The following is a 15,947-nucleotide window of genomic DNA, read 5'->3' as shown; positions in this document are numbered from 1 at the left end:
CGTCTCGCACTTAGAGTCTAAGGCTTAGATATAGCAGTCGACGAGCGCGTTAGGACAGACATACACCTTGAAACTTCCTTTGAACAAGGGCTTCTATTCATCTTTCATCCTTTTGCTATACCGCCTCATCCCAATTTCAAGCAGCGTGACGCTTCAGCAAAGTCTAGAAGAACTTTCTACAGAAAAATTACGGCTTGTAAGGGCAGGTTGTTGTCAGAGCGCACTCACACACTCCAAGTCAGCAGGAAGGAACCTGCAATGTAGGCAAAGGCTTCAATCAGTCCTGCACCGAGATTGGGTATCGACTGATTGACAATTTCATCCGAAATTTTCACACCGGGCACCAAAACCAAGTCAGCTAGCCAGCGGATCAACGCTAGGGCAAGCAGGCAAAAGCCCAGCACGATGAAATATTGGGTAAAGCTCTCCGTCCAATTTTGAAACTCTGGTGTAAACGCAACTCGTACAACGTTACCAGTAGCAATCAATAAGCCAGCCAGCGCCACGCCAGTTGCCGGATTATTGCGTTTGCAGATTTCACGAAAGACGTTGTAGTGAACCACACGAGGATAAAGGGCACTCACCAGCACCAGGACGCCTAACCCCACAGCCCAGCAAACTAACCCAACAATCCAGGTGCCACTTTGCCCGCCAAGTGCTGCGCTTAAAACAAGTCCGTTGGCAATATGTACACCCGCTTCGGCTGAGGCAGCACCAACGTTTTGCTCCTCGACTATTTCGCGGGCACAGTCACAGCGGCGGAGAATGAGCCGATCGCCCACCCATGCGCCCACTAGCATCAGTAAAATGACTCCTGCACCGTAGCTTGCTAGGTAAAGCAACTGGTCGAGCCATGTTTCTCCTTCTTTGTCCAATACGCCCGCCAGTGCTAGGATGATGCCGAAGTTATAGCCGACTAGCGCGATCGCCACTGCCGGATTATCTCGCACAAACAACTCCAGGTTTAAATCCATGCGCCGGAACAGCTTTTGATACGCCAACTGTCCCAGCCAAAAAATACCAAAGCCAACCGCTAGCTCAGTGATTACAAACCCAATGCGGGTCAGGCCGTCGAGAAAGAAAGGGTTCATATAGTTGTTGGTTGTTGGTTGTTAGAAGCGAAGAATAGGGAGTAGGGAATGGGGAGTAGGGAATGGGGAGTAGGGAAGGGAGAATAGGGAGTAACTTAAAACTTTCTTTTTTAGCTTTCATCCCTCACCCTCTCTTTTCACTCGCTTTAGTAACCCAATCAATGTACCTGCTAGCTGATTGTAGAAAAAATAATCGTGAGCACCGATCGTGGTTACAGATGTGCCACCAAATTGGCGCTTGAACTGCGAAAACTTGGCATAGTTATGGTTTGGATTGCAGGTATAACCGTAGAAATCGTAGTGTTTGCAGCCTCTAGCTTTAGCACGCTGCATGGCTGCCCAATGAAGCCCATAGCTTGCCATCACGTGTGGATGATCAATGCTGCGTCCACCGTAAAGGTATGTCGCCCGATCGCCCCAGTACAGGACTAAAACGGCTGTTAACACTTCACCGCGCCAGGTTGCCAAGCCGATTTCTGCCATTTGAGTGGCAAAGAGCGTCTGGCAAAGGTTGATGAAAAAGCGATAGGGTTCACCAAAGAAATGCTGCCGTTTTACGGTTTCCCAAAACAAATTGTAGAACAGCGGCAGCGCTTGCATATCTGTTGTAAATTGCGTTTGCACGCCATAGCGCTGGCTCAAACGAATGTTGTAACGTCCTTTCGGCTTCATTGCCGCTAGAATTGCCGCTGTTTGAGGCTGGAGATCAATCAGCAGCGTTTCTGATGGCAAAAGCTCGACTGGTGCGGGAACAAAGCGATCGAGATACGTCGGCTTTTGTGCTAACAATGGCTCGATTCGGAGAGCGATCGCCCCTAGCTTTTCTGCCAAAACGCTTGCTTGTTCCAGGAGCAGTGTCATCCCTTCCTGCTCAAAGCCTGGCATGAAGCAAGGAGCACCAGGAGCGAACAATAAATTGGCTGTGTATCCGCACGGATAATAGTAGAAAAAGCAGCCACCCACTAAGACTTGCTCGGCTAAGTTTTTTGCAGCTAACGAGTTCTCGGCAGATGTTTTTTCGGCAAAAAGACCATAACGAAAGGCTTGATAGCCTTCTAACACTTTGAAGTCTGCCCATGCCCACGACTGCATAAAGCAACCAGTGGGTAATGTTTGAATGAGCGTATCCCATTGAGTGCGATCGTCTAGTGTCAGCAGACGCATCGTAAGCTGACCGGATGGTTTGACTGATTCCAGCAGTTTAGTCAACATGGTCACGCAAGGTGGAGAAAGCTAAGGAAAAGCACATTAATCATCGGGGTTGCTATACAAATTCCAAAGCCAGAAACCACCGATGATCATCGTCCACATGCCAAATATACCAAGATCCGATTCGCTACCATTGCCGCTATAGCTGGAACCGCCTGAGGAACTGGAATATCCTTTTGCAAAGACAACATCTGGACTTGTCAAGTTTGCCATCAATAACGTTACAGAAAGGAGTGTGATGACTTCAGCCGTATGCTCAGAAACGTAGGTTAACGGTTGCCCTGTACGAATCTTTTCTGCTAATTGCTTGAGTTCACGTACGAGTTGAGGGGGTAATTCTTGAGCGCGTTCCAATAGACTAGCAATCAGTTGATTGAGGTTTACTTCTTCTAAGAGCGCTTTGAGATAGCCCATCCATTCACTCGTCATTTGAGCGCTGTGGTAGCGATGCTGCACAGGCATTAGTTGATCGAGAGCTTGAGGCGTTTGAAGGTTGTCCGATCGATACAACTCCTCTAGCCAGACGGAAGCAATGGAGTCTAATTGCAGCAAGTCGCGCGTACCAAGGCAGCCTGTTCCGGCTTCTTGAAGATCTAAAAAATCAGTTGTTTGTAGTTCTGCATCTGAGGGGGCGATCGCCGTTGTTTCTAATGGCAACCGAGGATTGAGCAGGTAATAAAAAAGCTGAGGACAAGCCAGCGTATGCACGTTGACAGTATGCCGATGTTGGGCGATCGTCGTTGGAAGCTGAAAGGCAGCCATCCAATCCTGGGGCTGTAACGCGCTCAGAGCTGGAGGGAAGGAAAGCGCTTCGACCTCCGATCGCGTAATGGGCATTGCTGACGCAAGCAAGAAACCCCAAGTGCCATAGCCATGTGCTTGAAACGACGGAATAGCAACCTGGAGGGGTTTTGCCTGTAGCCCAGCGGCTAATAATGTTTGGTAAAGACACCAAAAGCCCAATGTGCGTTGTTCGGGCGAAACGCCATTAGTACTCATGACCCCGTTTGGACAAAGTATGCGCTCTACTTGCTGAAACCATTCGCGGCTGTAAATTTGTGCGTCTTCTGCTCGCGTTGGAAACGTGAAGTCGCAAATGACCACGTGATAGCAAGCGTCAGGCAAGCGAGAAACAAACTCAAACGCTTCCTGAGTATGTACTGTCAGGCGGGTTTCCCCCAATGCGGCACTAGGCTCATCTAGCAAGCTACCCTGGTTGTAGGGCACAAAGACTGTGCGACCGAACGCCAAAACCTCTGAGTCGTAGTCCACCAGCGTCACATCGCTAACCTGCGAAAACCGTAGCGCATCCCGTGCAGCTAAACCATCACCACCACCACAGATTAAGACACGCAAGGGCGTTTGCGGAAAGCGCTGAGCGGCAAGAGTGATCGCTGGCAGCACCAGATATTCGTGATAAATGGCTTCATCTGCCGTATCAAACTGCAAGTCGCCGTTGATATAAAAGGCAAGACCGTTGGAGTGCTGTTCGATGAAGAGGGATGTGGGCATTAGGAGCGGTGAGGGAAAAGGGAGGAAAGAGGGGTGAGGCGTGAGGAGGAAAGTGTGAGGTGCATAGCTCACCGCTGCTAGGCAGTGAAGTAAGGGGTTAAAAGGCTCAGGGTTAAACGCTGAATCAATTCAACACCTAAACACGATGGTTAAATGCCAGAAATCATTAAAAGGAAGCCGACGATCGTGATGATCCAGGCAATCACAAATTCGCGGCTGCGTGCCTTACGGTTATCAGAGGTCAGAGAAGAGCTAAAGCTTTGTCCTGGGGCAAGCGCTGCACGGTTACTTGACTGCATTTCAGTAAAGTCGCTGGGCTGCACTTCACGGGTGGAGTAGACAACTAACGTGCCATCGCTCCAGGCTTCTAGCGCCAAATTCCAGAGATGGGCGGCATCCCAGTAGTCCCAAGTAATCCGATGGCGGGTTTCTCCGTCCGATTCGTAATCGCCCTCGGTTTGAGATTCAAAGGCATAAACGCGATTGAATAGTTGCAGTTCTGGGTAAGGAGAGACGTGTGATCGCATATCTCCACCGATCGTTGTTAGTCGATCGCGGGACGTTTGTGGGTCGATCAGCGTAGGATACCGTAGCTCTTCGGCAAGATACCAATGAACTTGTGCTTGGGCATGCTGCGGATCGATCTCGCGCATTAAGTAATACTCTTTGCCACTGCTCGATCGGAGCAGCCATTCTTCTGTTTTGTAGCCATTGTCATCTGTATAGGTGCTGTAGTCTTGAATCTCCCACTGAACACCATGATATTTCAGACGACTGCCTTCCCGTAATTGCCGCAATTGGGTTTCGGTTAGCCCTGCTGTCATGAGATATTACTTAAAGAGAGTATTGTCCTGAAAGCCTGAACTCTAAATTAAATTGCTACATCCAAAACTCAGCTCTGAGCACGCAAAACTTTACTTTTAGCCTGTCTCTAATCCGTTATTTCTAAGTAATGCCATTGGGCACGATCGCTATCTGTGAGGGCGCTTGCTAATAACACCGCTAATTTTTGTGCTTTGGCGTAGTTGTCTTGCTGATAATCGCAGACGTGAATATCGACGGTTGCTTTGCAGTATTCAGTCCAAACATGGAGCGCAACGTGAGATTCTTCTAGCAGCAGCACTACCGAAACGCCCTGAGGGAAAAAAGTTGCCGTTGCTTCTGCTACAGCGGTTAAGCCAGCAGTCTGGACAGTAGTTTGAAGCAACTGCAACAGCGTAGGCGCGGTGCTGCTGGCAATCGCGTCTGTTATTGTCAAAATAGCCGAGAAATGGTGCGATCGCATCACGTCAGAACAGCATCTAATAGTAGTTTCGCGCCTAGACGTACAGGGTCAGTGCAGGGTAAGTTGGTTTCGTGCTGTACCCGCTCGATCGCCTGTTGAGCCTCTTGATCAGATAAGTGCGCTGTGTTGAGGGCGATCGCGGCTACCCGTGTTGAAGCAAATGCTCCTGCTGCCGCTGCCACTGCTTCGTAAAGCCGCACGACTTCAGGCAAGGGTGGAATATGCACATGGGGAGCATTGCGAATATGAGTCTGTCCAGCTCGATGCACCAAGATCAAATGAGTAGGCTGGCTGCCTCGGAGCAAGGGAAGCGTCGCCGTAGAGGATGGATGCAGCAAAGAACCCTGCCCTTCGATGTGCAAAATGTCGCGATCGCTGCCTGCCTTCATCACCAGTTGTTCGACCGCACCCGCCGCAAAATCAACCCGAATAGCATCCAGAGGTATACCGCTGCCAGCAATCATCATCCCCGTCTGCCCAGAGGCAAGAAAGTGCGATCGCAGTCCTCGTTGTAGAGAAGCACGATGGAGTTCTAGACTGGTAGACATTTTGCCGACGCTCATATCAGTGCCCACCGTCAGAATCCGTAAACAGGAGAGTGCGCGAGCTTGCCCAGTACCCACGCTTAAGCCAAGTGGTTCTTGCCGCACGTCCCAGATCCATTGTCCCGGTTTAAGGAGCGCCTGAAGTGCTGGATCACGGTTTAAGGGTGTATGCAACCCATTGACGATCGATAGTCCAGCCATGATCGCTTGCCGTATGTCTTGATACCAATCCTCAGGCAAAATGCCCCCCAGCAGTGCGATACCGATGACCAGCACATTCGGTTTGTACGTGAGTGACTCCTCTATCGAAGCGACAATGGGCACCGATCGCGGAATGCCTGTTAATTCAGGTAAAGAGCCACCAGCAGTCGCACGATCGATCACTGCCACAATGTTGGCTTCGCTGTAACGCAAGAGAGTCAAGCCTGTTTTGCCCTGTGTCCCACAAACACCATCGTGCAGTAGGATTACCACCTCATCGTCAGGACTGATCATCAAGCCTTACTCCACCTAGTGATACTGTCTTAAGCCCGTTGGTTTTGAGCCAGTTGGTCTTGCGCTGATTAGTCTTACAGCGATCTTTAGACGAGTGCTACACAAGTAACGCCTCTGGATTAAGGCAAACCAGACAATTCGTATGGCATACATAAATAAAAATTGCTGTAAACCAATTTAAATGAAAAAGGGGCGCGATTGCCGCACCCCTCTATCAACAGAGCTTTATACCCCTTAGATGTTACTCGTCGTCAAGATCAACATCGACATCCACGTCAACGTCAACGTCTATATCGTCAACATCATCGCTGATTAAATCGTCATCTTCCAGAATGGGCGACAACGGTTCGACTTCAGCCGCCGCACCAACTACACCGAAGTTGTCGAAGGTATAGCTAGGACGCTCATCGAAACTGTCTAACCCATAGGAACGAGCGGTGCGATCGTCTAGCACCACATCCTTAAGATCAGCATCATCGTCAAAGACACCGATGCCGTCGTAGGAGAGATCCACATCAGGGCTACCCTGCTCCTCGTACGCATTAAACCCTGTTCCCGCAGGAATCAAGCGTCCAATGATCACGTTTTCCTTCAAGCCGCGCAGCCAGTCAGACTTACCTTCGATCGCGGCTTCCGTCAACACCCGTGTGGTTTCCTGGAAGCTAGCTGCCGAGATAAAGCTGTCGGTATTTAGCGAGGCTTTCGTGATGCCCAGCAGCACCGGAGTATACTCTGCGGGTGCACCACCTGTTATCGCCATGGCTTCGTTGACCTGCTCTACCTGGTAAAGCTCTACAAGCTCACCGGGCAGCATAGTCGTGTCACCACCGTCGTCCACACGTGCTTTGGAGGTCATCTGACGTACCACAACCTCGATGTGCTTGTCTGAAATATCAACCCCTTGAGATTGATACACCGACTGCACCTCGTTCACCAGGAATGTCTGCACCATCTGCAAACTCACCAGTGCCGCATCATGGACACCATCACTTTCTCGACGATATTTGAAGAAGACTTCCAAAATTTCGTGAGGGTTAGCCGGTCCATCGGTAAGCGGTTCGGCTGCAAGGACTTCTTGCCCATCCGAAACAATGACGTTTTGTCCAGGACCGATGAGGTATTCGGCAATCACACCATCGTTTTCAATCACCTTCACCTTCACCGAGTCGTCATCACCGTATACAACCTGTGCGACCCCCGGTCGTGCTGCCAACACACACGCCTCTTTAGGTTTCCGCGCTTCCAACAGTTCTTCAATCCGGGGCAAACCCTGGATAATGTCCCCTGTCTTCGTGCGCTCAAACACTAGAATCACCAGGTTGTCACCCCGTTGCACCAGATCACCATCGTCAATGTGCAGAACGGCTCCCGGCGAAACGCGGTAAGGGCGAGCATACCTCAGCGTTACCTCAGCCTCCCCAACGCTAACGACCTGCCCCGACTCTTGTAGAGGAACACCTGGAGCCAAGTCAGAACCTGCCACTAGGAGATCACCTACTTTGACGGTCGGGGGCTTGCCTTTCGTTGGCACTGTCACCATATCGGCAGGACGTACAACCAGAATCCGGCGAATAGCTTCAGCCGCCTCGCGAATCCCTTGCACTTCCCCTGCTTCTTTACACAGAATTTCAGTGCGAGCAACCACAGCGCCAGGGGCAATTTGGTCGCCATCTTTAACTAGCACACGTGTTCTTGTGGGACCCTGGGTTGGATCAGCGGCAATATCGCGACGGATCACCAGCGACTCTAGAATCACGAGTTGGAGGCGCATGGTGTCTGCATCGGTTTCATCTGGCACCAATTCAATGTCAGCCGCAAGCTGGGGAGCATCCTGACCGATTTCCAGCACAAGCTGAATCTTCAGGAGTTCCAGACCTTCAACCGATTTGACACGCTCACCATCTTTGTACGGTAAACGCTGCACTGCCCGCAGACGAATAGCGCGTCCCGATTCCTCGTTCGTCGATTCTTGGCTGGGTACAGAAGGCTCATCAGGCACAGCAAATTCCGTCACAGGACGCAGCAACATGGCTGGACCTTCAGGCGTTTCAACGTACTCGGCATAGCGTAATTCTTCAGAGACCAATCCTGGCATGACCGTTTGACCAGGATTCACCAGCACGCTTTCTTTGGTGATGATGTCGTCCAAACTATCAATCATGTGTAGATCGCCTGGTTTAATCACGATTTCGCGCAAAATGTCATTTTTCTGCGTGACTTCGATGACACCATTACTTTGGCAAAAGATGTCTTTCACCACTTCGGTTCCCGCTTCGACATACTGACCATCTTCGACCAGCAGAAGCGAAATGTCTTTGTTGACTTCGTGTGCTTCTTCAGGAATCCACAACAAGGTACCGCCTTTAACGACTTCGTACCCTTGCTTTGCTTTGCCACGTTTGGCAACTTCAACGCCTGAGTACTTGATGATGCCGCCTGTCTGCGTCCGGTAGTGATCATCAATCAGTTCAGCGACAACCTGATTATTGGTGACTTTAGTCCCTGGAGTCGCTTTAAGCGAGAAGAGCTGGTTGTAGTTAGTTTCAACCAGATAATGATCGCGCCCTTGATAGCTCTCTGCTCGTACTTTCGCTTCATCTAAGAAGACGGAAGCGGTGATGATTTCCACTTCTCGTCCGCCTTTACCCTCTGTTTCTTGGGGCAAGCGAACGACCCCGCCATGCTCGGTGACCAGCTTGGTTTCGGCAATGACACTTTCGACATCAATACGATCGCCGTTCTTGACGGTCGGCTCGGCACCTGGCGGTAAGTTATACACCTCACCCGATCGAATCCAGACCAGACCACCCCGCTGTGCAATGCGGGTTGTATTGCCCTGACGGTCTTTTTTCTCTTCAGGTACAAGATCAGCGAATTGGACTTCGCCTGCCATGTCAGAGGCAACGTCTTTCGCCGCTTTTTCAGTCGTTTTGCGTGCGCGCCCCGTCAAAGGCACTTCTGCTAAGATTTGACCTTCTTTGACCTTTTGACCATCTTTAACCAGCAGCGTTGCACCCTGTAGAACAGAGAAGGTTTGCTGCCGTCCGTCCTTGTTTTCCAGAGTCAACTTAGAACTCGCTTCCACCGATTCGACCGTGTAGGCATCTTCACCATGGCGGGTGCGATACGGGCGGGTACGCAGTTTCTTGGGGAATTTCAGAGTGCCATCGAACTGTGCCTTTTCTTGACGCGCCATTTCACCTGTGAACACACCACCTGTGTGAAAGGTTCGCATCGTGAGCTGTGTACCAGGTTCACCAATGGATTGGGCAGCAATGATCCCTACTGCTTCACCAATATCAACCATGTGAGCGTGTGCCAGACTCCAGCCATAGCAATGCTGACAGACAGATCGAGTGGCTTCGCAGGTAAGGGGCGATCGCACAATTACTTCTTGTAGCTTTGCTCTGCCGATGTGATCTGCCATTTCGTCCGTAATGGACTGATTGCGAGCCACAATGACTTCACCTGTTTCGGGATCAACCATTGGCTCAGCCGCAACACGACCCAGCAAGCGATTTTTCAGCGGAATGAGGACGCGATCGCCATCCATCATGCTTTGAACCGGAATGCCGCGTTGGGTGCCGCAGTCTAGTTCCCGAATGATCACATCTTGAGAGACATCGACCAGACGGCGGGTGAGGTAGCCAGAGTCGGCAGTACGAAGTGCCGTATCTACCAACCCTTTGCGCGCACCATAGGATGAGATGATGTACTCAGTAACGGTCAGCCCTTCACGAAAGTTAGTCTTAATCGGCAAGTCAATAATTTCGCCCTGCGGATCTGCCATCAAACCTCGCATACCAACCAACTGCCGCACCTGCGAGATGTTTCCCCGTGCGCCAGAAAAGGCCATCATATAAACCGAGTTAAGGGGGTTATTCGCTCTAAAGTGGCGTACCACCTCATCTTTTAACTCTTCACTTGCACCGTTCCAGGTATCAATTACTTTTTGGAAGCGCTCTACTTCAGTGATCTCGCCCCGCGTATAACGTTCTTCCGTCACCCGGATTGTTTCTTCAGCGGCATCCAGCAATTTTCGCTTAGTCGGGGGGATTTGCAGATCGTCCACACTAATTGAAACACCTGCTCGAGTCGCGTAGCGGAAGCCCAGCTCTTTAAGCTGATCTGCCATCTGGGCTGTGCGAGCTGAACCGTGGGTAGTAAAAGCCCAAGAGATCAACTTCCGAAGCTGCCCTTTGTCTACCACGCGGTTACGAAAAACTGGTTGGTTCTGTTGCTGCTCTACCATGAGTTGTCCCGCTTGTCCCATGAATGAATGTCAATTTTGGCTTTTAACGTTTGGTCTTACTCTCAAAGACAAAACGCTAAAAGCCTGAAGCTAAGATTGCCTAGACCGCCAACGCATCTTGGATGGCTTTGTTGTAGATAATCCGTCCTGGAGTCGTCTGGATATATTGCGAAATCAGCTTGCCGTCAGCATCATGCCGCGATCGCCGAAACTTGTAGATGCGGGTAACCACTCCGTCGCTCGACGTTAGCTCTTCTACTACGTCATGGTCTGGCTCATCCGTCTCAACTTCGCCGTCAAAACGTACCCACACATGAGCATGGAGGTCTACTTGCTGCTGCTCGTAAGCCGTGATGGCATCCTCCAGGCTAGAGAAATAGCGCTCACGACTGCTATCAGCATCCGGGTTCTCTGCTGTCAAGTAATAGCAACCAAGCACCATATCCTGGCTAGGAGTGATAATCGGGCGACCCGTAGCAGGCGACAGGATATTGTTGGATGCCAACATTAATAGCCGTGCTTCTGCCTGAGATTCGATCGACAGCGGTACGTGTACCGCCATTTGGTCACCATCAAAGTCAGCGTTAAAGGCTGGACAAACCAATGGATGAAGCTGAATCGCCCGTCCGTCTACCAAAATCGGCTCAAACGCCTGAATACCTAAACGGTGCAGCGTGGGTGCCCGGTTGAGCATCACAGGATGTCCGTCAATCACCTCTTCCAGAACATCCCATACTGTTGGATCGTTGCGCTGAATGAGCTTCTTCGCAGCTTTGATGTTGTTGACCAAGCCTTGCCGAATCAACCGATGAATCACAAACGGTTGGAATAGCTCGATCGCCATTTCCCTTGGCAGCCCACACTGATGAATTTTCAGCTTGGGACCGACCACAATGACCGATCGTCCAGAGTAGTCAACTCGCTTACCTAGTAAGTTTTGACGGAAACGTCCTTGCTTCCCTTCAATAATGTCGGATAGAGATTTGAGTGGACGGTTATTGGCACCAACCACCGTACGCCCACGACGACCATTATCAATCAGGGCATCAACGGCTTCTTGCAGCATCCGTTTTTCATTACGGACAATGATTTCAGGCGCTAGAATTTCCTGCAAGCGCGCCAGACGATTATTCCGGTTGATAACCCGGCGATAGAGGTCATTCAAGTCAGAGGTTGCAAAACGTCCACCGTCTAGCTGCACCATAGGGCGCAAGTCAGGCGGGATCACAGGAATGACTGATAGAACCATCCAGTCAGGCTGTGAACCAGTTGCAATAAAGTTATCAATGACCCGCAGGCGCTTGATTAGCTTTGCTCGTTTCTGCCCTTTAGACGTAGCAATCTCTTCGCGGAGTTGCTCAGCTTCTTTTTCTAACTCAATGTCTTGCAGTAGACGTTGCAGTGCTTCCGCACCAATACCAACCTCAATGCCCGACAGTTTAGAATCTTCACTGTAGAGTTCATCTTCAATCTCAATCCACTGATCTTCCGTCAGCAGTTGCTTGTAAGTAAGGTTCTCTGCATTACCAGGAGACAGCACTACATACGCGTTAAAGTAAACAATTTGCTCGACATCCCGTAGGGGCATATCTAACAAGATTGCCATGTAGCTGGGGATGCCCTTGAGATACCAAACATGAGCAACCGGAGCTGCCAGCTTGATATAACCCATGCGGTGACGACGGACACGCGATTCGGTCACTTCTACGCCACAGCGTTCGCACACAATACCCCGATGGCGCACGCGCTTGTACTTGCCGCAGTGACACTCCCAATCCTTCGCGGGACCAAAGATGCGCTCACAGAACAGCCCGTCCATTTCGGGCTTGAGCGTCCGATAGTTAATTGTTTCTGGTTTTGTGACTTCGCCTACAACCTGCCCATTTGGTAAGGTGCGCTCTCCCCACTGGCGAATCCGCTCTGGCGACGCCAGACCAATCTTCACATAGTCAAACCGCTGCTCTAGCTTTGGCATCGTGTCTTTCCTTCTTTACTGTGGCGACAAAAATCTTATACGGTAGGACCAAGTGGCTAAGGGGAAGGGCACAGAAAACTAAATAGCTTTTTTGAACCCTTCTCCCTCAGCTTCTTTCCCTAGCTATTCGTCACTCTCGTCTATCTCATCTCTTGAAATAGATTCGTAGGTTGGTCGGGAGGGTGCGCGGCGGCTGCTAACATCCGCCATAAGGTCAACTTCACTGTCGCGGCTAGTGCCATCTTCTCGGGTATCTAGCTTATGCACCGCTACATCAAGGCAGAGCGATTGCAGCTCACGCATCAGCACCTTAAACGATTCAGGCGTGCCAGGTCGGGGAATTGCCTTGCCCTTCACGATCGCGTTTAGCGCTTCGTTCCGGCCCTGCATATCATCTGATTTGACAGTGAGCAGCTCTTGCAAGGTGTAGGCAGCACCAAACGCTTCCAGTGCCCAAACTTCCATTTCACCAAACCGCTGTCCACCTTGCTGCGCTTTACCGCCCAGAGGTTGCTGGGTAACAAGCGAGTAAGGACCTGTTGAACGAGCATGGATTTTGTCGTCCACCAGGTGAACCAGCTTCAGCATATATGCCTTGCCAACGGTGATGGGGCGATCAAACGCCTCACCTGTCCGTCCATCAAACACTTGCGTTTTGCCAGCATTTTCAGGATCAAACAACCAGTCCTTTGCCAGAATTTCACTTGCCTCAGTCAGCTTACCGTGAACCGTCTCACGGGACTTTTCTTCACCGTGCATTTCGTCAAAGGGTACTACTTTGAACCGGACATCCAGGTTTTCACCAGCCCAGCCCAACAAGCACTCGTAAACCTGCCCCACGTTCATCCGAGAAGGCACACCTAGAGGGTTAAGCACAATATCTACCGGTGTACCATCGGGCAAATAAGGCATATCTTCCACCGGCAGAATGCGGGAAATAATGCCTTTATTGCCATGACGACCCGCCATCTTGTCGCCGACTTGAATCTTCCGCTTTTGGGCGACATAGACCCGTACGACCATATTGGCTCCGGGCGGCAGTTCGTCTCCTTGCTCCCGAGTAAAGACGCGCACGTCAACAACCCGACCTTTCTCACCGTTTGGCACACGCAAAGAGTTGTCACGTACATCTCTCGCTTTTTCACCAAAGATGGCACGCAGCAGCTTTTCTTCAGGCGGTTGGTCTGACTCACCTTTGGGGGTTACTTTACCAACTAAAATGTCGCCAGCTTCTACCCAAGCACCAATACGGATAATACCCGTCTCATCGAGCTGACGTAGAGAATCTTCACCCACGTTAGGAATTTCGCGAGTGATTTCTTCTGGTCCAAGTTTGGTCTGCCGCGCCTCAATCTCAAATTTCTCAATGTGGATAGAGGTATAGGTGTCATTAGAAACAAGACGTTCGCAAATGAGGATGGCATCCTCGTAGTTGTAGCCTTCCCAGGGCATATAAGCGACCAGGATGTTCTGCCCAAGCGCCAGTTCACCTTTTTCAGTTGCAGAGCCATCAGCCAGCACTTGACCTGTAACTACTTTGTCACCAACGAAGACAATCGGACGCTGATTTAAACAGGTGTCCTGGTTAGAACGCTGGTACTTTTGCAGTTGGTACTCAATTTCACTTCCATCAGAACTGGTTACCCGTAAGCGATCGGCAGAGACATAGGTCACCTCCCCGTCCGTACGGCTCACGATAACCATCCCAGAGTCACGCGCTGCCTGCGCTTCCAGACCAGTACCGACCAACGGACGTTCTGGGCGCAGTAACGGCACTGCTTGACGTTGCATGTTTGATCCCATCAACGCTCGGTTCGCATCGTCATGTTCCAGGAAGGGAATTAGCGATGTTGCTACAGAAATAATCTGCACAGGTGAAACCGCTACATAGTCCACCTCGTCCCGTGTCGTAGTCGTAAACTCTTGCCGATAACGCACTGGCACCGTTTCACCCAGGATGTTTCCAGCTTCATCCATCGTGACATCACCTGCCGCGACCCGTAGATCGTCTTCTTCATCTGCTGTCATATAGACAGGAGGACGTTCTTTAATGACTCGTCCTGCTTCTACAGGGTAGAAGGGCGTTTCAATAAAACCGTAAGCATTAACCCGCGCATGGGTTGCCAAAGAGCCAATCAATCCTGCATTCGGACCTTCAGGCGTTTCAATGGGGCAGATACGACCGTAGTGAGAGGGGTGAATATCCCGCACCGCAAAGCCAGCCCGTTCCCGAGTGAGACCACCTGGTCCTAACGCACTGAGACGGCGCTTGTGGGTTAGCTCTGCCAGAGGATTCGTTTGGTCCATAAACTGAGAGAGCTGAGAGGACCCGAAGAACTCTTTGATTGCAGCAACCAGAGGCTTGGGATTAACCAGAGACGCTGGCGTAAGAGATTCGGCATCCGAAACAGTCATGCGCTCTCGAATGATGCGTTCCAAACGGTTGAGTCCAACACGCACCTGGTTTTGAAGCAGTTCACCGACTGATCGCACGCGACGATTGCCAAGATGGTCAATATCATCAATGCTACCAATGTCGAATTCTAGGTTGATCAGATAGTCGATCGCAGCCAGAATATCCTGCGCTGTCAACACGCGGGTTGGCTCAGGCACGTTTAGCCGCAGCTTCTTGTTTAGCTTGTAGCGACCAACTTTGCCTAAGTCATAGCGCTTGGGATCAAAGAAGCGAGAATCGAGCAACTGTTGACCACCAGAAACGGTTGGTGGCTCACCTGGACGCAGCTTGCGATACAACTCCATCAGCGCTTCTTCTTCGCCGAATTGCCCTTCTTTTTCGATCGTCTTCTGAAAGTACTCAGGGTGGCGTAGCGCATCAAAAATTTCGCCATCACTTAAGCCCAGCGCTTTTAGCAAGACCTGCGCCGAGAGTTTGCGAGTCTTGTCAATCCGCACCCAAACCAAATCATTCTTATCAGTTTCAAACTTGAGCCACGCGCCCCGGTTGGGGATCAAGCTAGCATTGTAGGTGCGGCGACCGTTTTTATCAGTTTCGGATTTGTAGTAGACACCAGGGCTACGTACGATCTGATTAACGATCACGCGCTCGGCTCCGTTAATGATGAACGTGCCGCGATCGGTCATCAGCGGCAAATCGCCGATAAAAACTTCTTGCTCTTTGATTTCGCCCGTTTCTTTATTGATCAAGCGAGTGGGTACATACATCTGCACCGCATAGGTACTGTCCCGCCGCTTAGCTTCGTCTACATCGTACTTTGGTCGCTTGAGCTTGTAATCTTTGCCCAAGAAGTGTAGCTCTAGCTTTCCCGTATAGTCAGTAATGGGGGAAAAGCTATCCAGCTCTTCAATTAGCCCTTCTTCGAGAAACCAGCGAAAGCTAGCCCGCTGAATCTCAACTAGATCCGGTAGTGTAAAGGCGGGTGGGGTATATGTCTGCTCAGTCATGCGTCTCCTCGAAGGGGTCACGCCCAGCGCGAGTCCCAGATTTTATGTGGTCTGTGCGAAAATGTCAATACAAAAAGCCTGGGTTCTAGCGAGAACCCAAGAAACAAATGATTCAGTTTAAGTAGACGTTTGACAGTTCAGGGCTATCTCCAAGGCATTA

The 15,947-nt window shown here is 50.7% G+C and carries 9 protein-coding genes; all 9 read right to left on the bottom strand.

From position 1 onward, the window contains the following. Positions 1-224: 224 nt before the first annotated feature. Positions 225-1,091: a DUF350 domain-containing protein gene (locus H6F76_RS06825; protein WP_190506943.1), complete on the bottom strand. Its 867-nt coding sequence runs from the start codon at positions 1,089-1,091 to the stop codon at positions 225-227. Between the two features lie 117 nt (positions 1,092-1,208). Beyond that, positions 1,209-2,303 carry a peptidoglycan bridge formation glycyltransferase FemA/FemB family protein gene (locus tag H6F76_RS06820; protein ID WP_190506940.1) on the bottom strand — a complete coding sequence of 365 codons (1,095 nt, stop codon included), beginning with the start codon at positions 2,301-2,303 and terminating at the stop codon, positions 1,209-1,211. Between the two features lie 36 nt (positions 2,304-2,339). Further along, positions 2,340-3,812 (bottom strand): spermine synthase, encoded by a 1,473-nt coding sequence (locus H6F76_RS06815; protein WP_190506938.1) that lies wholly within the window; start codon positions 3,810-3,812, stop codon positions 2,340-2,342. Between the two features lie 149 nt (positions 3,813-3,961). Beyond that, positions 3,962-4,636, bottom strand: a complete 675-nt coding sequence (locus tag H6F76_RS06810; protein WP_190506937.1) for a DUF4178 domain-containing protein — start codon at positions 4,634-4,636, stop codon at positions 3,962-3,964. A 107-nt stretch (positions 4,637-4,743) separates the two neighbouring features. Beyond that, positions 4,744-5,097, bottom strand: coding sequence for an S-adenosylmethionine decarboxylase (locus H6F76_RS06805; protein ID WP_190507107.1), 354 nt, complete (start codon positions 5,095-5,097; stop codon positions 4,744-4,746). Beyond that, entirely contained in the window at positions 5,097-6,137 is a 1,041-nt protein-coding gene (locus H6F76_RS06800; protein WP_190506936.1) for a DUF1611 domain-containing protein, read from the bottom strand. The genes H6F76_RS06805 and H6F76_RS06800 overlap by 1 nt, the downstream gene beginning before the upstream one ends. A gap of 241 nt (positions 6,138-6,378) precedes the next feature. After that, entirely contained in the window at positions 6,379-10,410 is a 4,032-nt protein-coding gene (locus H6F76_RS06795; RefSeq protein ID WP_206754335.1) for a DNA-directed RNA polymerase subunit beta', read from the bottom strand. A 79-nt stretch (positions 10,411-10,489) separates the two neighbouring features. Further along, the gene (locus tag H6F76_RS30935) at positions 10,490-12,364 is read right to left on the bottom strand and encodes a DNA-directed RNA polymerase subunit gamma (RefSeq protein WP_190450399.1); all 1,875 of its coding nucleotides are present in this window, start codon (positions 12,362-12,364) and stop codon (positions 10,490-10,492) included. 123 nt (positions 12,365-12,487) lie between these two features. Further along, positions 12,488-15,787 (bottom strand): DNA-directed RNA polymerase subunit beta, encoded by a 3,300-nt coding sequence (rpoB, locus tag H6F76_RS06785; protein WP_190450400.1) that lies wholly within the window; start codon positions 15,785-15,787, stop codon positions 12,488-12,490. Positions 15,788-15,947: the final 160 nt, after the last annotated feature.

This window comes from Leptolyngbya sp. FACHB-321, assembly GCF_014695975.1.
In the GTDB taxonomy this organism is placed as follows: Bacteria; Cyanobacteriota; Cyanobacteriia; order Leptolyngbyales; family Leptolyngbyaceae; genus Stenomitos.
Note: the sequence above shows the minus strand (reverse complement) of the source record. Positions and strands in the feature narration are given on the sequence as shown.

Bases quoted from the DNA above. Each gene is read 5' to 3' on its own strand.
- H6F76_RS06795 (WP_206754335.1), bottom strand. From the start codon at position 10,410: ATGGGACAAGCGGGACAACTCATGGTAGAGCAGCAACAGAACCAACCA.
- H6F76_RS06805 (WP_190507107.1), bottom strand. From the start codon at position 5,097: ATGCGATCGCACCATTTCTCGGCTATTTTGACAATAACAGACGCGATT.
- H6F76_RS30935 (WP_190450399.1), bottom strand. From the start codon at position 12,364: ATGCCAAAGCTAGAGCAGCGGTTTGACTATGTGAAGATTGGTCTGGCG.
- rpoB (WP_190450400.1), bottom strand. From the start codon at position 15,787: ATGACTGAGCAGACATATACCCCACCCGCCTTTACACTACCGGATCTA.
- H6F76_RS06820 (WP_190506940.1), bottom strand. From the start codon at position 2,303: ATGTTGACTAAACTGCTGGAATCAGTCAAACCATCCGGTCAGCTTACG.
- H6F76_RS06825 (WP_190506943.1), bottom strand. From the start codon at position 1,091: ATGAACCCTTTCTTTCTCGACGGCCTGACCCGCATTGGGTTTGTAATC.
- H6F76_RS06815 (WP_190506938.1), bottom strand. From the start codon at position 3,812: ATGCCCACATCCCTCTTCATCGAACAGCACTCCAACGGTCTTGCCTTT.
- H6F76_RS06810 (WP_190506937.1), bottom strand. From the start codon at position 4,636: ATGACAGCAGGGCTAACCGAAACCCAATTGCGGCAATTACGGGAAGGC.
- H6F76_RS06800 (WP_190506936.1), bottom strand. From the start codon at position 6,137: ATGATCAGTCCTGACGATGAGGTGGTAATCCTACTGCACGATGGTGTT.